At 41.0% G+C, this 18,995-nt stretch carries 21 protein-coding genes and 1 pseudogene; 8 read left to right on the forward strand and 14 right to left on the reverse strand.

Going from position 1 to position 18,995, the window contains the following annotated elements; translation table 11 throughout:
- Positions 1–94 (forward strand): annotated as a pseudogene (locus SYJ56_RS26070) (IS982 family transposase); the annotation flags it as partial.
- Between the two features lie 227 nt (positions 95–321).
- Here the strand turns inward: SYJ56_RS26070 and SYJ56_RS17970 are convergent.
- The 6 genes from SYJ56_RS17970 to SYJ56_RS17995 form a co-directional block, all read right to left on the reverse strand.
- Positions 322–1,794, reverse strand: coding sequence for an ATP-binding cassette domain-containing protein (locus SYJ56_RS17970; protein ID WP_323836507.1), 1,473 nt, complete (start codon positions 1,792–1,794; stop codon positions 322–324).
- Between the two features lie 16 nt (positions 1,795–1,810).
- A complete protein-coding gene (gene dtd, locus SYJ56_RS17975) occupies positions 1,811–2,263 on the reverse strand; it encodes a D-aminoacyl-tRNA deacylase (RefSeq protein WP_323836509.1) in 453 nt (150 codons plus the stop codon).
- Complete coding sequence (locus tag SYJ56_RS17980; protein ID WP_323836511.1) at positions 2,260–2,979, reverse strand: NAD-dependent epimerase/dehydratase family protein; 720 nt, start codon at positions 2,977–2,979, stop codon at positions 2,260–2,262. Before SYJ56_RS17980 ends, dtd begins: the two co-directional genes overlap by 4 nt.
- A 134-nt stretch (positions 2,980–3,113) precedes the next feature.
- Positions 3,114–3,734, reverse strand: a complete 621-nt coding sequence (locus SYJ56_RS17985; RefSeq protein WP_323836513.1) for a thioredoxin family protein — start codon at positions 3,732–3,734, stop codon at positions 3,114–3,116.
- Between the two features lie 30 nt (positions 3,735–3,764).
- Positions 3,765–4,178: a YkvA family protein gene (locus tag SYJ56_RS17990; RefSeq protein WP_323836515.1), complete on the reverse strand. Its 414-nt coding sequence runs from the start codon at positions 4,176–4,178 to the stop codon at positions 3,765–3,767.
- A gap of 2 nt (positions 4,179–4,180) precedes the next feature.
- The gene (locus SYJ56_RS17995) at positions 4,181–4,702 is read right to left on the reverse strand and encodes a DUF7935 family protein (RefSeq protein ID WP_323836517.1); all 522 of its coding nucleotides are present in this window, start codon (positions 4,700–4,702) and stop codon (positions 4,181–4,183) included.
- A 110-nt stretch (positions 4,703–4,812) separates the two neighbouring features.
- Between SYJ56_RS17995 and SYJ56_RS18000 the strand changes: the two genes are divergently transcribed.
- Positions 4,813–5,127 carry a HesB/IscA family protein gene (locus SYJ56_RS18000; RefSeq protein WP_323836519.1) on the forward strand — a complete coding sequence of 105 codons (315 nt, stop codon included), beginning with the start codon at positions 4,813–4,815 and terminating at the stop codon, positions 5,125–5,127.
- Positions 5,128–5,243: 116 nt separating this feature from the next.
- Complete coding sequence (locus tag SYJ56_RS18005; protein WP_323836521.1) at positions 5,244–5,738, forward strand: DUF6265 family protein; 495 nt, start codon at positions 5,244–5,246, stop codon at positions 5,736–5,738.
- A gap of 110 nt (positions 5,739–5,848) precedes the next feature.
- Here the strand turns inward: SYJ56_RS18005 and SYJ56_RS18010 are convergent, their stop codons facing one another.
- The 4 genes from SYJ56_RS18010 to SYJ56_RS18025 form a co-directional block, all read right to left on the reverse strand.
- Positions 5,849–6,304: a DUF4268 domain-containing protein gene (locus tag SYJ56_RS18010; protein WP_323836523.1), complete on the reverse strand. Its 456-nt coding sequence runs from the start codon at positions 6,302–6,304 to the stop codon at positions 5,849–5,851.
- 81 nt (positions 6,305–6,385) lie between these two features.
- Positions 6,386–6,751 carry a dihydroneopterin aldolase gene (gene folB, locus SYJ56_RS18015; protein WP_323836525.1) on the reverse strand — a complete coding sequence of 122 codons (366 nt, stop codon included), beginning with the start codon at positions 6,749–6,751 and terminating at the stop codon, positions 6,386–6,388.
- Entirely contained in the window at positions 6,751–7,716 is a 966-nt protein-coding gene (locus SYJ56_RS18020; protein WP_323836527.1) for a DivIVA domain-containing protein, read from the reverse strand. Before SYJ56_RS18020 ends, folB begins: the two co-directional genes overlap by 1 nt.
- A gap of 3 nt (positions 7,717–7,719) precedes the next feature.
- Positions 7,720–8,634 (reverse strand): WD40 repeat domain-containing protein, encoded by a 915-nt coding sequence (locus SYJ56_RS18025; protein ID WP_323836529.1) that lies wholly within the window; start codon positions 8,632–8,634, stop codon positions 7,720–7,722.
- Between the two features lie 34 nt (positions 8,635–8,668).
- Between SYJ56_RS18025 and SYJ56_RS18030 the strand changes: the two genes are divergently transcribed.
- Positions 8,669–9,298, forward strand: coding sequence for a 4'-phosphopantetheinyl transferase family protein (locus tag SYJ56_RS18030; protein WP_323836531.1), 630 nt, complete (start codon positions 8,669–8,671; stop codon positions 9,296–9,298).
- Positions 9,299–9,868: a redoxin domain-containing protein gene (locus SYJ56_RS18035; protein ID WP_323836533.1), complete on the forward strand. Its 570-nt coding sequence runs from the start codon at positions 9,299–9,301 to the stop codon at positions 9,866–9,868. It abuts the gene before it with no gap.
- Here SYJ56_RS18035 and SYJ56_RS18040 read toward each other — a convergent pair.
- From SYJ56_RS18040 to SYJ56_RS18050, 3 genes are all read right to left on the reverse strand, one after another.
- On the reverse strand, positions 9,862–10,707 hold the full coding sequence (locus tag SYJ56_RS18040) for a transglutaminase-like domain-containing protein (protein WP_323836535.1): 846 nt from the start codon (positions 10,705–10,707) through the stop codon (positions 9,862–9,864). The two genes, SYJ56_RS18035 and SYJ56_RS18040, sit on opposite strands and share 7 nt — an antisense overlap.
- Positions 10,708–10,764: 57 nt before the next feature.
- Positions 10,765–12,393 (reverse strand): acyl-CoA carboxylase subunit beta, encoded by a 1,629-nt coding sequence (locus SYJ56_RS18045; protein ID WP_323836537.1) that lies wholly within the window; start codon positions 12,391–12,393, stop codon positions 10,765–10,767.
- 122 nt (positions 12,394–12,515) lie between these two features.
- Entirely contained in the window at positions 12,516–13,316 is an 801-nt protein-coding gene (locus SYJ56_RS18050; protein WP_323836539.1) for an N-acetylmuramoyl-L-alanine amidase family protein, read from the reverse strand.
- A 61-nt stretch (positions 13,317–13,377) separates the two neighbouring features.
- On the opposite strand from SYJ56_RS18050, the gene SYJ56_RS18055 reads away from it, so the two are divergent.
- Positions 13,378–16,116, forward strand: a complete 2,739-nt coding sequence (locus SYJ56_RS18055; RefSeq protein WP_323836541.1) for a putative LPS assembly protein LptD — start codon at positions 13,378–13,380, stop codon at positions 16,114–16,116.
- 142 nt (positions 16,117–16,258) lie between these two features.
- Positions 16,259–16,612, forward strand: coding sequence for a four helix bundle protein (locus SYJ56_RS18060; RefSeq protein ID WP_323836542.1), 354 nt, complete (start codon positions 16,259–16,261; stop codon positions 16,610–16,612).
- Between the two features lie 47 nt (positions 16,613–16,659).
- Here the strand turns inward: SYJ56_RS18060 and SYJ56_RS18065 are convergent, their stop codons facing one another.
- Positions 16,660–17,874, reverse strand: a complete 1,215-nt coding sequence (locus SYJ56_RS18065) for an arginine deiminase (protein ID WP_323836543.1) — start codon at positions 17,872–17,874, stop codon at positions 16,660–16,662.
- A gap of 195 nt (positions 17,875–18,069) precedes the next feature.
- Here SYJ56_RS18065 and SYJ56_RS18070 point away from each other — a divergent pair, with 195 nt between their 5' ends.
- On the forward strand, positions 18,070–18,810 hold the full coding sequence (locus SYJ56_RS18070) for a DUF4197 domain-containing protein (protein WP_323836545.1): 741 nt from the start codon (positions 18,070–18,072) through the stop codon (positions 18,808–18,810).
- Positions 18,811–18,995: the final 185 nt, after the last annotated feature.

Consider the following 18,995-nt stretch of genomic DNA (forward strand, 5'->3'; position numbering starts at 1 on the left):
CCTTGTCGCAGGTTTAATTGCCTATTCCTTCTTACCTAAAAAGCCCGCAATCAAGTATCAACCCGTCGAAACAAACCAATTAGCCGTTTTTTAAAATCGAACTCAGGTTACGAGGTCGATCAATTGGGTAAAAGAACTGTTTATGAAGGTCCTCAATTTATCTTTTATGCTGGAAAATATAGTGATTCAAAAAAGAGTACACAGGCAAGTGAAAAATAAGAACAGTTTATGAATATGCAAATGGAGAAAAAGTTATAGATGATACAGTAGGACATTGGAAAATGTCTAGATCTCCCTTCTGATATATTTTCATATCTATCATCACCCACCCAACTCCATCACCTTCCCCACAGTCTCAGGTACATCCTCGACATAGTGGCTGACATAGATCAAGGTAATCGTACTTCGCTCGCAGATTTGCTGCACGGTATCTTTAAAAAGTCTGCGCTGAAACTCATCCATGCCCTGTGACGCTTCGTCGAGAATCAGAAGTTTGGGTTGCTTGATTAGCGCTCGGGCAAGTAAAGTCCAGCGTTGGTTTTCTAAGGAAAGTCGATTGATGGGGATATTCTCAAATGCTTCCAGTTGGAAAAGTTTCATCCAGGATTCAGCTAAGGATTCATGCTCTTCATTTACTTTTCTAAATAAACCCATCGTATCAAAAAGCCCTGAAAGTATGACCTTACGACAAGTCTGATTAGTGGGAAAGAATCGACTGAGTTCTGGTGCTACAAATCCCGTAGGTCTTTTCACATCCCATATACTCTCACCGGTTCCACGCTTGCGTCCAAAAAGCCAGAAATTTTTAGAATAGGCTTGGGGATTTTCTCCAATCAGCAAACTGATCAAGGTCGATTTCCCAGTGCCATTAGCTCCTTTCAGAAGCCAACGCTCACCGGATTTCACTTCCCAATTGAGATTTTTCAGAATCTGCTTCTCTCCATAGTTGATACTGAGATTTTGCAGGCGAATAACTTCAGCATTTTCATTTGGCCTTTTTGACAAAAGCGAATCCAAAAGGCCCCAATCAAAAGACAATTTTTGTTCATGCTTGCCCGTCAGATGAAAGTCTTCTGCCAGCCAAGTATCTCCCACTCCCTTATTACTCAATCTTGCTATATGAGTAATTCCCGTGGGAATTTCATTCGCAGAAGTGGTCAGCAGCACATGAACTCCCTCGGAAATGATCGCTTTCAAAATCTCTCCAAACTCCTCCCTACTTTTCACATCCAAACCTGTCATCGGCTGATCCATCAGGTAAATGCTAGGCTGACGCATCAGTCCCACAGCCAGCGCCAGTCGTCTGGTTTCCCCATTAGAGAGCAAGAGTAGCGACTTATCCAGCAAGTGCTCCAAATGCAGCAATTCAGACACTTTCTCCAACGTCCAAGGCCCATCAACTTTCGCTTTTACTTCCAATAAATATTCCCCTACGGTAGCTGTATCCTCAGATTCTGAGGAATTGAACCGCTGCTGAAAGTAAAAGTTTTGCTGATTGGACTTATTGCGGATTTCGTAGCGCTGTGACACATACGCTATCAGATCCCGAAACGAATTGATCTCTCCTGACTTGGTCTTCTCTTCAGTATATTGCTTCGCAAAAGGACGGACAATTTCACCTGTTCGAACTACTGCATTTCCGCGAATAGCCTCTATGAAAGCAGTCATCTCTGCTCCAGAATTCCCAATAATAGCCCAGTGCTGCCTTTTTTCCCACTTGAAATCTAAGGATTTAAAAACTTGCTTTCCTTTTGAAAGAACTTGTGCGGAAGTGATTTTGAGAAGAGATTGCAAAATTTAAAATTGATGATTAGACTTTATTTTTACTGTCCATGACAATTGTTACTGGACCATCATTGACTAGTGAAACTTTCATATCTGCACCGAATTCTCCTGTACCAATGGGTTTGTCTAGTTCTGTTTGTAAGGCAGTGATCATTTTCTCATACAGGGGAATGGCGATGTCAGGCTTGGCCGCTTTGATATAAGAAGGCCGATTTCCTTTTTTGGTACTGGCATGAAGTGTAAACTGGGAAATCAGCAAAATCTCTCCGTCAATATCCAGCAGGCTTTTGTTCATCACCTCATTTTCGTCCGGGAAGATTCTCAGGTTCACGATTTTCTTCGAAAGCCAGGCGATATCCTCCTCCGTATCCGCCTCCTCAATTCCCAGTAAAATCATCAGGCCAATTCCGATTTCGGCTTTGACATTCCCGCCAATTTTCACTGATGCTTCAGAAGCGCGTTGGATTACTACGATCATTTACTTAAGTCTTGCATTTCTCCAGAGGAGATGATTTCTACAGAAGTTGTTTTTTGCGATAGCGCTGTTTTCACCATGGCCTTGGCTACTTGATAATCATGGATTGGTCGAAGATTTTTGAAAAGCTTCAGCCAAACCAAGGGTTTCATTGCGATGGTTGCTAGCTGTTCGCCAAGTCGGAACTCATTCCTATTTCCCAATAAAAGCGAAGGTCTGAATAAGCCCAAATAGGCAAACCCAATTGCTTTGAGATCTTCTTCCGTTTTGCCTTTGGTCTGGCTGTAAAATATTGAAGATTTTTCATCTGCACCTGAAGCTGATACATAGAGGAATTTGGATGCTCCAATTTTTTTAGCCCATTTCCCGAAGGTGATCACCAAGTCATGATCAATGGCGTAAAACTTCTCCTTGGAACCTGCTTGCTTGATGGTCGTTCCCAGTGAGGAAAATGCATGTACCTCAGCTGTTTTTTCGGTTATACTCTGGACAAGAGAATAAAATTCTCCACCCAAACTCTGAGAAGTGACTTTATCTACCCAATCCCAAGTGTCTAATTTCGCCATATCCCCTTCTATCTGGACAAGCTTCTGCTGCTTAATTGCAAGCTTTCTTCGGCCAATACTCAGGACGTAATCATAGCCCTCATTTTTAAAAAGATGGTGGAGAATCTCCTTACCTACAAGACCTGAAGCCCCAGAAATCAGTGCGATTTTCATCTGTTTATAATTGTTTTTTTAAAGGTCACATAGCCTGTCTCGTCCCGATAGTTATCGGGATCGATTCTGGAGAATCTCGCATAACAAATAATCATCCCACAGTGTGTCGCTTGCGTCATGCTCGATGTCATATGTTATATCGTTGAGGCAAACTGTGGAGTCAACTCCTCAGCTATTGCTTTATTTTTATCCCGTGCATACCACAGGTGTGTGCCATCGGCAAATTTTTTGGGAGTAATATTTTGAGGATCAAGTTTGAATGCTTTCAGGCGGTTTTGAAGAAATTCAGGCCTTGGTCCCCAGACAAAAAGCTCTTTGCTTAGGTCTTTACTCAAGCCAATCAAAATTGGAATTGACCTTGCTCCATCAGTAAGATAAGCATTCATCAGCTCTGGATTCTCATCCCTCAAGACAAATTTCAGCTCGATCAGTGGGTTCAATGCAGCTAGCTTAGCGATGAATGGCAAACTTTGCGCAGCATCTCCACACCAAGCTTCTGTGATCACCAGCCATACTTGTGGCGATGAAATGGAAGTGATTATTTTATCTAATTCTGGTGAAATCTTAGCCGTTTTATCCCAGCGATTCATTCGCTGCAGATTCATTTTTGTATAGTTCAGATAGCTTTCTGAGTGATTGACTCCAGTGGTCTTGCCCTCAGCCAGAAGCTGATCTATCATTTCTCGGTATTCTGAATATGTCTGAGCAGAATCAATAAGCTCAGGAGTAATCAATAACGTTTCTTGGTCTAGCATATCTTGTAATTTGGGAGCTAACAAGACATACTAAATCTGAGTTCTTTCCCAATCCAAAAAACCGTCAATCTCATCTTTTACTTTTGCATAAATGGCCAATATCACACTTAAATCATCTGCAAATCCAATCACTCCCAAAAAGTCAGGAATGATATCGATGGGAGAAACAAAGTAAACCAATGCTAAAAGTATCAATCCCAGCGTACTGTTGGTAAGTTTATGTGAACCGTTGAAATGTGCTTTGATCATTCGGATGAAAACTGAAACTGGCTCAATGAGTTTTTTCACACGAGGATTATCCCCAAATCTCAATATTTTATTCCCTACTCCTGCGATCAACTCACTGACTTTTTCTTTTTGCTTACCAAGCGCATCTACTTGTTTACCAAACAGTGCTTTGGCATTTTCGATTGTCACGGAAGTTTTAGATTTGAAGGATCCCATTTTCAAAAGTAAATTTGAATCTCTGATTTCACTTGTTTCAACGCATAACCTATAGGATCGTTTTTCCTTTCCAATGCTTGCGCAAAAATCGCCTTTGCCATATCAATCCCCGTAGCCTCTTCATTGAGCATTTGCCGGCTTTGGTTAATAATAGTAGTCACTTCCTCGACAGCACGCTTTACTGCCTCCCAAGTTTCCTCGGAAAAATATACCTGCTGAGAAAAATTATGGTTGAATTCCTCACGAATTTCCGCCAACAAAAGTGAATGTAATTCACCTGAAGTCAATCCTCCGGGATTAGATCTTCGCACCAAATTATTTGGAGTGATTCGCTCAAGAAATAGGCAAATTCGCTCAGCTGCCTGCAATCGAATTGGGAGAATTGTTTGAGAATTTTGGGTTTTCAATTCTACCAGTGTTTTTTCTCTTTCCTTCGAAAGAAAAGAAACAACCACGAGGTACATGCCATAAAGGACGATGCCAGCTGGCAAAAGAATTTTCAATAAATCGACTGCGTATTCCATTTTTGGGGATTAAACTCGAATTTGCACAAATTATCCCCGTTAGAAAACATCGAGGGAATGTAAATTACTATTTAGACGAACCAATTCCCTGCCAAAAGCATTTTCCACACATGATAATCCCAATTAAGATCACCGAAAAGGCCGAAGCAGAGATCAAAAATATTATGGCCAATAAAAACATTCCTGCTGATTATCACCTGCGCGTAGGTGTGAAAGGCGGTGGATGCGGTGGAATGTCATATGCATTGGGGTTTGACAAACCAAAAGAAGAAGATCAGCAATTTGAGATTTTAGGGATACCTGTGCTGATAGAGAAGCGCCATTTTATGTTCCTGATGGGAATGCAGATTGATTTTTTTGAAGGAGACGAAGCCCGAGGTTTTACTTTTGTTAATCCTGAAATTCCAAAGCGCCACGATCTGTGACTGCGCTACATTTTAAAGTTGTCCTGCTTCTCCAGAAGCTAGACTTAGTTAATGTATTCGTTCTCGCAACTGATCCGGGATTTTCCTAAATTCAGGGAGTTTTAAAGCCTTATTTTATGAAAAAGTCACTTCTCTCCTCAATACTATTTTTCATCTGTTTCATTACATTTTCTCAGGTAAAACAGCTTGAAAAAGACCAGGAAGCTGGCAAAGGAAATGTTTCTGCTCTAAACTGGCTGGAAGGCTTTTGGACTGGAACAGGATTCGGTGGCGAATGCGAGGAAGTGTGGATGCCAGCAGTGAATGGCAATATGATTGGGACTTTTCGCTTTTGGAGCGAAGGCAAACTTATTTTTTCAGAATTCATGAACATCGTCCAAGAAGGAGAAACCTTCTCTTTGAAACTCAAACATTTTAATGCAGACCTTTCCGCATGGGAGGAAAAGGAAGAGTGGACTACCTTCCGTTTGGTAGAAGTTGGTGAGAATATCGTTTATTTTCACGGATTAACTATGAAGCGAGAAGGTGATGAAATCAAGCTTTGGCTTGCGCTGACTGAAGATGGAGTAAGAACGATTGAGGAATTGAAATATGTGAAAAAGGCATTTTGATTAACACGAAATGAACTTGCCCTGAAAGGGATAATACCACAACAACGGTCATTAGGCCATTGTTTATTAAATTAGTTTTCATTTTTAAAGCCCAGAAAGGGCGCAATAACCTAACTCTCAAACCCTGGTTTTACTATCTCCCAAAACTCATCTAATGCGATAATTCTGGGTTTAAGGAATGCTATTATTTCTGGCCAATCTCCTTCATCCATCACATTGACAGCAGGCAACACTTTTTCAATTCTAGAAACCAACTGTCCAAACTCATTTTCCTGATGCAATTTCCAGCTCCACTCCTCGCCTACTGTTGACTCGAGCATTTGTTTAAATTGCCCAAACTGATCAAAATACAATTCCTGCAATTCTTCGTCGGGATGGCCAATTTCAATTCCAATTGACGCAAAATCACGCTCTGCTTTCATCCTAAAATAGATATGACGAACTCCTGTTTTGTAATTCGGCCAATTGATTCTTCTTCCCTCCGCATTCGGAATTGGCTTCATGTACTGCCCAAAAGCAATCCAAAACTCCGAACGTATTCTCGATGTCTCAGCTTTATTGTACAAGATTAGTAAGGTTGTTTGATTTTCAATAGTGCTTTGAGGATTCCAAGTGACCCAAAAATCCGTAGAATGACTAAGAAATGATTACGTATAATCTTCAGGATATTGGATTTGAACTGAGGAAAAACTTACTAATCCTCCAAGTGCGGGGTGATGTTTTTTGAGAGTTAATCTAATTTTGGTCGTTTTGGGATAGGCTTCCAAAATATCTGTCACGATCATATGCCCTAGATGCTCCAGCAATTTTACTTTTACATCCATTCTGGCTTTGATCAATTTGTACAATTTTGAATAATCCACCGTCGCACTCAAGTCATCCTGAAGCATTGCCTGGCGAAAATCTGTTTCCAGTTCTAGATCTAAAGTAAATCGATTCCCAAGGATGGATTCCTCCGGATAGGCTCCGTGATACGCATGAAATTCTATCCCTTCGAGGCTTACTTTTCCCATTAGTCAAATTGGTCAAAGAATGACCCCGATTGGTTCTTGGGATTTTCAGGATATTTAGGCTGAACTGCCTGAGGCTTGACCGTTTCAACAATTGGCTTTTGCTTGGCTTCTTCAAGTTCTTCTATGTCTTCTTCTAATGATTCATCCTCCAACTGCATCTTGGTATCTTCCATTTCTAGCTCTTCCTCTGCAACCTCAGCTTCATCAGTTTTCATTTCCAGATCAGGAGTGGAATCATGCGCTTCAATCTCAAGCTGCTCTTCGATCACTTCCATCTCTTCTAAAGGATTTTCCTCAATTTCTTCTTCAGAAATTTCTTCTTCATACCCGAGATTTTCCAGATTTGCAAAAGTAAACGTCTGGGATCTGCTCAATTCATCAATTGCTCTGGCATGTGCCTTGGCGTCGATTCTGGTGTAATGAGCTTCTGAAAGGTCAATTTGATTCAACGTGTCCTGTGCTATTCTCTTCAAGCTTTTCACCATAGATTCCCGTTGCTCCGCAAGACCTTCATAAGATCTTACCAATCCTTGCATGCTCTCCCGTAATTCTACAATGGTTTTTTTTGCTTTGGTTTCCGCAGCACCTATGATAGCAGCTGCCTGATCTTCTGACTGTTTCCTAGAGTCGGCTATCAACTGATCTATGTGCTTTGTTGCATTATCTGCCGTTTCATTTGCGTCAGCTATAATCAAATCCGCGGCTTCATTAGCTTCTACGATTATTGCTGCTCCAGTATCTTCAGCAGTTTTCAGTGTACGGAAAAGCGATTCCTCCACATCCTTCAATCGTTTTGCCTCAGCTTCTGTATTCTGGAGCTTGGTTTTAAGCTCCATATTTTCTTTATGAAGCTGGTCAACTACTTCACTGATTTCATCCAAAAAGATGGTTACTTCTTTTTTCTCATATCCTCTGAATCCAACTTCAAAGGTTTTTTGCCGAATGGCTGCTGGTGTAATCTTCATGGGTTAATTTGCTTCAATTTGCCAAATAGAAATAGTACGGTCGTCCGACACAGAAATTACATTGCCTTGATAGCTACTCCAAATTACTTTGTTTATTGAAGTGCCGTGACCCGCATTTCTAGCTTTGTCGATGACCTTGAGGAGTTTTTTCTCAGCTGCATCCCAAATCTTGATCGATTTGTCCATAGAGCAGGTGACTAGGAGATTCCCGTCCTCCTTGAAATATAAATAATTAATGGCATACATATGTGCCACAATGTTTTCTTGTAGTGAATAGGTGTCAGTTTCCCAAAATTTCAACCGCGCATCCCTACCCGCACTGACCAGAATCGATTCATCAGGAGAATATGAAAGTGCGAAGACTGAGTTGGTATGCCCAGTCAGGTTATTAAGGGGATGAAAATTGTCTGACAAATCAAGAATCTTGACAGTATGATCGCTCAAGCCTATTGCTAACTGACGTTTGTCTTTTGCCAAAGAAATGACACGAATACTCTTTTCACCCAGTTTGATATGCTTTTTAATCGTTTTTAAAAGAACATCTACTATGATCAATACACCATCCCCTGTTCCTATGTAGGCTTCATCCCCAAAGACTTTGATATCAAAAATAGCTTGGTCAGTCAATTTCAGCGACCAGATTTCCTTACCTTCATTCAGGTCAATGACATGAATTCCTTCGAAATTATGACCTATGAAAAGTAAATTCCTGAGTGAGTCTGTTGCCAAGGCATAAACTGAGTGTGGAAGTCTCGCGATCAACTTACCGTCCTTTGGATGTTCAAGATCCCACTCCACCACCATTCCATCTCCAGCCCCAGTATAAAAAAAACGGGGGTCACAGCCTTCAGTCAACGCATAGATGCAGTCATTGTGCCCTGTTAGTGTTTGTAACTTATTAACTTCTATTTTTGACATATATTGGACATAGACTTTGGTGCCCTTCTAGCCTATGCAAACAAAAATAGAAAAAATAGATTCTTCCTCGGCTTTGGCCATCAAGATTATCGAAACTCATGATGAATATGAGTTGGATTTCCTCAGCTTTAGAGAAAAACTATCCTATGCAAATATTTCCCATCTGGAAAAAAAGAGAGAATGGGCCACAGCACGAATGGCAATACGAGATGCGTTGGATCTGTTATACGTCCCTTATCCAGGATTTTTCAAAGATGAGCATGGGAAATCTCAGGCTATGAATGGTCACGGATATATTTCGCTATCTCATACAATAGGCTACGCAGGAGCAATCTATCACAGAGATAATCCAGTCGGAATTGATATGGATTTGATTAGGGAGAAAATCCTGAGAATTGGATTTAGGTTTTTGGATCAATCGGAACTGGACTTCTTGGAAAAAGACCCGCTACATTACACGATGGCTTGGTCGGCTAAAGAGTCCATCTTTAAATGTCAAGGGAAAAGAGGAGTTTCCTTTAGGGAAAACATACTTTTAGAACCATTTGATTCAAAGACTGGAATAATCAAAGGTAAGATCCGAGGGACGGATTTTACAGATCATCATTATACAGTACAAGTTCGAGTGATCTCGGATGTAGTATTGACTTACACCATTTGGTAAATGAAAAAACTACATCTAGTACTTCTTATTCTCCTTTCTACCACTTTTTCACTTTCCGCTCAAAATCTGCAAGTCATCAATCTCACAGATGCGGTCACTGGTAAAGTCATGAATATTCAATCACAGGTAAAAGGGAAAGGCTTGGTACTGATTTTTCATAGCTTGGCATGTCCTTTTGCAAAAATGTATGAGTCACGCTTAATCGCTTTGCGAAGCAAATACCAAAGTCAGGGCTTTACATTCCTGATGGTGAATCCGGAAGTCAGCAATAATGAGGGTGACAAAACGGCTTTGCGAAGCTATATCGATCAATCGGGCCTCAACATGCCCTACCTAATTGATGAAAACCAGACTTTAACTAAAGCTTACAAAATCACAAAAATCCCAGAAGTGATTGTGCTATCACCAGATGGCAACATTAGTTACAGGGGAGCCTTAGACAACAACCCCCAAGCTGAAAGTGCTGTGTCAGCCAAATACCTGGATAGAGCATTGGATTCGATTCTAAAGGGAGAAGCACCAAGTCCTCCGCAAGCCAGAGCAGTGGGCTGCAATGTTCGAACCTATTGAGCGTTCAATAGCTCAATTAACTCTTTGATTTCTTGTACTTTATCCGATTCTCCGAGCTTTTCGAAGGAATTCTCAAGATTTCGAAACATCCGCAACATGATCTGCAGATGCGCACAAGGCTCAAAGTAATCCTCCTTTGGTTCTATCTTCAACTGCTCCAAGTAATTAAAAATATCCCTTCTGCTAAAGATCAAGCCTTTGTTAAAAGCATTGATATAGAAAGTAATATCAGCTGATTTATAAGTAAGTACAAATAGATTTGGAAGATTCACGCCATAGATCGGCAAGCCAAGCTTCTTTGCTACGAGTAAATAAATAGAACATAAGGTTAATGGATTGCCACGCTTGGAATCCAGTACCGAGGACAGCATGCTATTAGCAGGGGAGTGAAAATTTTTGGTATTTGCAGAGAAACGGAGCGTATTAAACAACACATTATTGATCGCGCGAACCTGCTCGTATGGAGTTAAATCATTTTTAAATGCCGTCCAGACATCAAAGTAAATCTGGTGCATTTCAGCATTCAGCTTAGCATATTCCAGATCAGGATATTGATAAGTATTGATAATCCAAAGTCCAGTGAGTAAATCTCTATCATCGGTATCTCGCCAGTCAGTCAGCCTCGCTTTCAATAAGGAAAACTGAAGATCGTGCACCAATTCCTCAATCTCTTTTTGAATTTCAGGATTGAAGCTATTCTCCCACTTTTTTTCCAGAAAAGGGATAATATCATTCCCCAGAGAGATAATTCGATCCCGTACATGCATTCTTACTTCACGATCTGAATCATCCAATAAGGAAACCAAGGCGTTTAATTCTCCAGGTGTCAATTCACTCATAGTCAAAAGGCTACGGATAATAGAATAAAACTTATAATTAAGCTACTAAAAATCTTCTTAAGTCTGGATCACTCCAACGTTAAATCTTTCAGTAATCGGCGCATGATTCGCGGCTTCAATGCCCATGCTGATTACCTTTCTAGTCTCCCGAGGATCGATTACTCCATCTACCCAAAGTCTGGACGCAGCGTAGTAAGGGCTCAGTTCTTCGTTGTATTTGGAGGTGATTTCGTCTAGCAATTCTTTTTCATCCTTAGGAGTGATCTCTAGCCCCTTCTTCTTCAATCCAGCGACTTTGATCTGAAGCAAGGTATTTGCCGCAGCCGCTCCTGACATTACAGCCATCTGGGCGGTGGGCCAAGAGAATATTAGTCGAGGATCATAGGCTTTGCCGCACATCGCGTAATTGCCGGCACCGTAGGAATTACCTAAAATGAAGGTGAATTTTGGCACTACAGAATTGGCCATTGCATTGACCATCTTCGCACCATCTTTGATAATGCCTCCATGCTCTGCCTTGCTCCCCACCATAAACCCACTGACATCCTGAAGGAAAACCAGCGGTATTTTTCGCTGATTGCAATTCATAATAAATCGAGCAGCTTTGTCTGCCGAATCTGAATAAATCACTCCTCCCATCTGCATTTCTCCCTTGGCAGTTTTTACTATTTTGCGCTGATTTGCCACTATTCCAACTGCCCAGCCATCGACTCTAGCTGTCCCGCAGATCAGAGTTTTACCGTATTCTTCTTTGTACTCATCAAAGCTTCCACCATCTACAAGCCCCTTCAGGATCTGAAGCATATCATATGGCTTCACTCGCTCTGTCGGAAATGATGCAACTAGCTCTTCCCCCGTATAGCCTGGTTTTTGGGATTCTGAACGGTCAAATCCCGCTTTGGAATTGTGGCCTATTTTATCAAAAATCTTTCGGATCGCATCCAGACAATCCTGATCTGTGTCGTATTTGTTGTCTGTCACTCCAGAGATTTCGCAATGCGTAGTCGCTCCGCCCAATGTTTCATTGTCGATTGTTTCACCGATCGCTGACTTCACTAAATAAGAACCGGCCAGAAAAATAGATCCTGTCTTATCCACAATCATCGCCTCGTCCGACATAATAGGCAGATAGGCTCCGCCTGCTACGCAGCTACCCATGATCGCAGCAACTTGCACAATTCCCATTGCTGACATTTTCGCATTGTTTCGAAATTGCCTCCCGAAATGCTCCTTGTCCGGGAAAATCTCATTCTGCATAGGGAGAAAAACCCCTGCACTATCGACAAGGTAAATCACAGGAATATGATTTTCCATGGCGATTTCCTGTGCACGGAGATTCTTTTTGGCAGTCATAGGAAACCAAGCCCCAGCCTTTACGGTAGCATCATTGGCAACGATCATACACATTCTCCCACTCACATAGCCAATTCCTGTCACCACTCCTCCCGAAGGACATCCACCCTCTTCCTTATACATTCCATCAGCGACAAAAGCCCCAACTTCTAAAAAATCAGTGTTTTTATCACGCAGATAGTCAATTCGCTCACGAGCTGTGAGTTTTCCTTTAGCGTGCTCTTTTTCAATTCTTTTGGCCCCTCCACCTAGTTTTACCTGCTCGTATTTAGCTTGTAAATCCTGAAGTAAATTTTCCAGGCTTGGATTAGAATTTCCGGTAGTTACTGTCATTAGTCAAATTTGGGTTTAGAATCAAAATTCGCTGTTGATGCGATCAGTTATAATCATCAAGGTAAAAAAAAGCCCTTTCCAATTAAGAAAAAGGGCTATGAGATTCCAATTTAGTTTGCAAATTAATTCGCTTCTATAGATTCCTTATAGTTTCTGATAGATCGGTAGATCGCTGAGGCCATATACTCCTTACCTTGCTGGCTCATCAGAAATTTCTCTTCCGTGGAGTTGGATAAGAAGCCCAACTCAACCAGAACAGATGGCATAGAAGGAGTCCAAAGTACGTAGAAAGGGCCTTGCTTTACACCTCGGCTTTTACGCCCTACACGATCTCTAAATTGAGTTTCTACATTATCCGCTAGAGATACCGAATTCTCAAAATGAATCTTTGACATCAAATTGAACATCATATAAGACTCCGGTGAAGCAGGATCAAACCCTTCGTAGTTTTCCTCGTAATTATCTTCCAATAGGATTACTGAGTTTTCACGCTTTACAATATCAAAGTTGGCATCAAAATGTTTCGTCCCCATTACAAAAGTCTCTGTCCCATAAGCTGATTTATTTGGAGCCGAATTCGAATGAATGGAGACAAATAGATGAGCTTTGTTATTATTGGCGATCAGTGGCCGCTCTTTGAGGGTAGGAAAACTATCATCGTCCCTAGTATAAATAACTTCTACATCAGGCAGGTTTTCCTTGATGTATTTTCCAACCAAAAGTGTGACCGCAAGATTAATGTCTTTCTCCTTTGACCTAGATCCCAGATTGCCAGGATCTTTACCTCCGTGGCCAGCATCGAGGACTATCTTTGTCATCCTAAATGTAGGGACCATCGATTCGTTGGTGATAAATCCACCGAATACAAAGGGAATGCATAAAATCAGACTAAGAAGAATTTTTTTGTTTTTGGACCGTTCCATGAGGGCAATAAAATTAACTTTACACGAAATTTCACTCAAATTAAATAAAGCGTAAGCAACAGTGCAGGGATTCAAGCTCTTTTTATTTTGCTTTTTTGGGCTATTGATTGTTCCGCTAGTGGCGACTGCACAAGACCCCGTTCGCAAACCTGTAGAAAAGCCATTAGCACTTCCCGATACATTGATGCCGCCTTTGCGAGATTTGATAGATCTGGATACTATTCCGAATCCTACCGAAACACTCGCGCTTTCTGATTCGACAAAAATGATGCCCAGGAGTGATATCTCTACAGATATTACTTATTACGGTGAAGATAGTATCGTTTCGGATTTTACAGAAAACAAAGTTTACCTCTATAACCAAGCCTGGTTTGAGTACGGAACGATGAGGCTGGAGGCAGATCTGATTGTAATTGATTGGAAAAACTCTGAACTGTATGCAACCGGTGTCACAGATAGCTTGGGAAATGTAACCGGAAATCCATTTTTCAAAGACGGCTCTTCCTCCTATGAAATCAGGAAAGAAATGCGGTATAATTTTAAAACCCAGAAAGCCATTATCAAAGATGTGGTCACTGAACAGCAGGACGGTATTCTGAGAGGGGAAACCATCAAAAAAATGGAAGATGGTAGCGTCTATTTGGCAAATGGATATTACTCTACCTGTACACTTACCATCCCACACTACCATGTTGCTTCCAAAAAAATCAAATCTGTAGAAAACGGCCAAATTGTGTCGGGACCTTTCAATCTCTATTTCAATGGCATCCCCACACCTATAGGGTTGCCTTTTGGTATTCTTCCGAATACACCTGAAGAAAAAGCTTCTGGTTTGATCTTTCCTTCCTACGGTCAAGAACAAAAAAGAGGACTTTACCTTCGTGACTTAGGCTACTATTTTGCCATCAATGACTACATCCATGCTCGGGTGACGGGCGATATCTATTCCAATGGAGGGTGGGGACTAAAATCACAGGCTGTGTATAAAAAGCGCTATAGATTTGGAGGTTCTTTCAATATTGACTTCCAAAAATTCAAATCTCCAGAAACCGAATTAAATCCTGTTGATTACAATACATTCCGAATTCAATGGTCTCACAATCCTGAATCTCGAGGAAACAGCAGATTCTCCGCTTCAGTAAATGCCGGGTCCACAAGTTATTTTAACAACATCGTCAACCCAAATAACTTTACTAACAATGTAACTGCGGATTTGTCTTCGAATATAGTCTATAGCAAAACTTTTACGGGAACTCCCTTCTCCTTTGGTGCAAGTATGCGGCACTCCCAAAGTGTGCAGACAGGAGAAGTTCAACTTAGCTTGCCAACCATGAATTTGAGTATGAACAGGCAAAGCCCATTCAAAAATGTGGAATTTGAGCCGTTGAAAACCTTGAACATCGCTTATACTTTTGACCTTCAGAACTCCATTACCAATAAAGTAACCCAAGACTTTGGAGTAGATCCGGACTTGGTGCCAAATAATTCAGACGCGCCGGATCTTGTACCTTTCACTCCATCCAACTTTAGCTATTTACTACAGAACGCGAATAATGGTATGAGACACAGAGTCCCTGTAAGTTCTAATTTCAGACTGTTCAAACATTTCACAGGAACAGCTTCCGCCGACCTTACCGAACTTTGGTACCTCAAAAGAATCAACTATTTCTATAATCCAAACGAAGAGCGAGTGGACAAAATATTAGAAGATGGATTTAATCGAGTGACATATTATTCCAGCTCTTTCAGTTTGAACACTAATATCTATGGGTTCTTCAACTTCAAAAAAGGGAAAATCCAAACCATACGACAGCTTATTCAGCCTTCTCTTAGCTTTAGCTTCAGTCCTGATTTCTCGGACCCTTCTTATGGTTATTATCAGGAAGTGCCGATCAATGATGAAGGTGACACGCGTTTGTTCTCGAGGTACCAAGGTTTCTCCTATAGTGGTGCTCCACAGGGAGAAAGTAGAGCTATGAGTTTCAGGATAAGAAGTGTCCTAGAAGCAAAAATTCTCGATAAAAATGATTCAACTGAAGAGAAGACAACCAAGAAAATCCCATTATTGGAAAGCATCGATCTGAATTCCAGCTATAATTTTGCTGCAGATTCATTCAATCTAGCACCAATTCGAATCAGTGCCCGGACAAGCTTTTTCAACAGAAAACTTTCAGTAAACATGAGTTCCACGCTAGATCCTTATGCTACTGGAACCTTTACGAATACAAGTGGGACAGAAACGATCCGATCAATCAATCAATATGCCTGGAAAAATGGACAGGGAATTGGAACTATACGAAATGCTTCACTGAACATGAATGCCTCTATCAATCCTAGCAGTGCTCAAAATCAAGGGGAGGTCAGGGATGAACTTACTGATCAATTTTTGCAGCAAGGTGGGGTGATGGATGAATTTGTGGAAAGTGAAATTAATAGAATCGCCACCGACCCTAGCCAATACATCGATTGGGACATTCCATGGAACGTTTCGTTTGGGTATGTTCTCGCCTATAACAAGCAAGTGTCAGGAAATAAAAATATTACGCAGTCAGTCAGTATGAGGGGAGATTTTTCCTTATCTGAAAAGTGGAAAATCAACTTCAACACTGGCTTTGATGCACAAACCAAAAAGCTCACGCAGACCATGGTCGGTATTGCCAGAGATCTGCACTGCTGGCAGATGAATGTCAATTGGGTTCCATTTGGCGCATTCACTTCCTACAACATTGACATTCGGGTGAAATCGACTATTCTTCAAGATTTAAAAGTATCCAGGAGAAGATCGTTTTTTGACAACTAATCGATTTCGGATTGGTGATTTCGGATATCGGATTTGCTAAACCCATGTTCACCTTAAGCAAGGGTGTTAATTGATGGATTGAAAAATCTATATAATAAGCTTATTTAGTACAGTTTTTTACACTTCCCCATCTATTTTTATTATGAAAGAACAACTTATAGCCAGATCCAAAGCTTTCGCAATTGCGATAATTCAAATGACTGAAAGCTTGCCACGGAGAAATGCTACCTATATCATTTCTAACCAAATCGTTAAATCCTCATCTTCAATTGGAGCGAATTACAGAGCTGCTTTACGAGGAAGATCAAAAGCAGAATTCATTGCCAAGTTAGGCATAGTGGAGGAGGAAGCAGACGAAACTTTGTACTGGTTAGAAATTTTGAGAGAAGGTGGGATTGCTTCCAAAGAAATCATTGATCCACTATGGAAAGAGTGTAATGAGCTTTTATCTATTTTTATAGCAACAATCAAAACAACAAAATCAAACCGTACTTAAATCCTAGCACGGAATATCCGAAATCAAAAATCCGAAACCCGAAATCGCTAAACTCTAGACCTACTTATCGGCATAGTCATACAACGTGGACCACCTAGACCTCGTGAAAGCTCGGAGGAAGGAATCTCCAATACCTCCACACCCATACTTCTCAATGCCCGGTTAGTATGAACATTTCTATTGTAAGAGATTACCCTTCTTGGACCAATGGCAAAAACGTTGGCTCCATCAAACCATTGCTCACGCATCGCGTAATCAGGGTTGCCAGCGGCAGTGTGTAGAATCTCCAAATGCGAAATTTCCCGCTCAAGTACGGTAAGTAATGACTCTTTCAAGACTTCTCGTTTGATATGAACTTTGTCATCTTTGATTTCTTTCAGCGTATAAAGTGACGTTTGCAGCACTGCATTCATTGCGTCAGGATAGGTCAGCACGAGATTTTCATCCAAAATCGTAAACACCGTATCTAAGTGCATAAACTGTCGTTTTTGAGGGAGGTGAACTTCATACACTCGCTCTACGGTTCCTTCTGCCAGCATGGCTTTAGCTGCATGGTAGATTGCCTTCTCATCCGTGCGCTCCGAATTACCAATAGCCACAGCCTTCTGAGATAAGATAATCACATCTCCTCCTTCTATACTTGGCGGATTGTCATGTCCTAAAACCGGATACAATTGATTGATATTTTCCTTGAAATCAAGATGGTTCTCAAAAATAGTCCGAAGCAAATCCGCCTCTCGCTGTCTTCCTTCCATCCTCATACTAGAAAAAATAACCCCTCCAGGTGTCAAAGCCATAGGGTCCCTCTGAAAGTACAGGTTGGGACAAGGTGATATTACAAAAGCAAACTCCATAAGTTCACCGGCATTCAACTTAGGCAGTTTCTGACGGAGCTCATGAACCTTCAATCCTGCCGTCAAAATCCCTGCGCATTCAGCCGTGGAATACCGCTGCAAAATATCTTCTGCCAAATGGACCATACCAGATCTCTTAAGCGACTCCTGCATCAACTGAAGCAAAATCTTCTGATCATAAAGCACGCGAATGAGCAACTCCCGCAATTGATACACTTGAGCCCCAGTGGACTCTTTGATCAAATTCGAAAATGCATCATGTTCATGCTGCAAAGCTTCGAGATAAGGTACATCATCAAACAATAAAAATTCCTTATTGTAGGGAGTCAATCGATCAATTTCCTTCCCCGGTCTATGCATCAAAACAGCTTTGAGCGTGCCGAATTCCGAATTAAGTCTTAGGTTCATTTGATTAACACTTTAGCATCTATTTTAACAAAAAATTATCATATCTCAAAAAATTTAAGTTTTTCATTAAGAAAATGAAAAATGAAGTATGCTATAGTTTCGGACATTTATGAATAAATTCTTCCTAAAAGTCACAGCGAAATTCATTTAGGGTATCATTGTTGAATGCTAATAGGATCACCTAAGCCAATTCCAATGAAATTAGAAAATACCACATTCAAAAAACTTTCAATTACTTTTTACTTAGTCAGCGCCCTATTGCTGGGTAGTTGTGATACGTTAAGCCAATTAAGCAAGGCGTTGGATCTCGGCACTCCCACAGATTCAGAGATCAATTCTGGCCTGAAGCAGGCATTGGAATATGGTACAAGCTACGCCTCGGATCGCCTTTCAAAGGAAGATGGGTACTTAGGTAATTTGGCTATAAAAATTGCGTTTCCTGAAGAAGCCCAAAAAGTGGAGAATACGCTACGCTCACTTGGACTTGGTAGTCTATGTGACCAAGTGATCACCAGCGTAAATCGAGCAGCCGAGGATGCGGCCATCGAAGCCAAACCTATATTTGTGGCAGCTATCAAAGATATGAGCATTACTGATGTGAAGAATATTCTCCTTGGCGCTGATAATGCTGCGACGTCATATTTTGAAAATAAAACCACCACTTCTCTGGAGGGAAAATTCAAACCTATTATCGAAAGCAGTTTGACTAAAGTAGGCGCTACCAAATATTGGAGTGATGTGATCGGTAGATACAATAAAATCCCGCTGATGACCCCAATTGAGACGGATCTATCGAAGTATGTAACCCAAAAAGCGATTGATGGATTGTTTTATGAGATTGCAAAAGAGGAATTGAAAATCCGTGAAAATGCAGCTGCCAGAAGCACCATATTATTACAAAAAGTATTTGGCTACGCTGAAAAACAGGGTGCCTAATTTACCCGATTAAAGTTGCTGACAAACCCCTAAGCCGGATCCACAGGATTCGGCTTTTTATTTTGTGTTAACATCGAAAGAGCAAAAATTTATGCTTTAGCAGTACGGGAAATCCGTTTCTTGTGTATTATCTCCCCCCATGTGAGTGTCTTCACTCACGTGATAATTGTTTTATTCAGGTAGAA

This window comes from Algoriphagus aurantiacus (assembly GCF_035156405.1).
GTDB lineage: Bacteria > Bacteroidota > Bacteroidia > Cytophagales > Cyclobacteriaceae > Algoriphagus > Algoriphagus aurantiacus.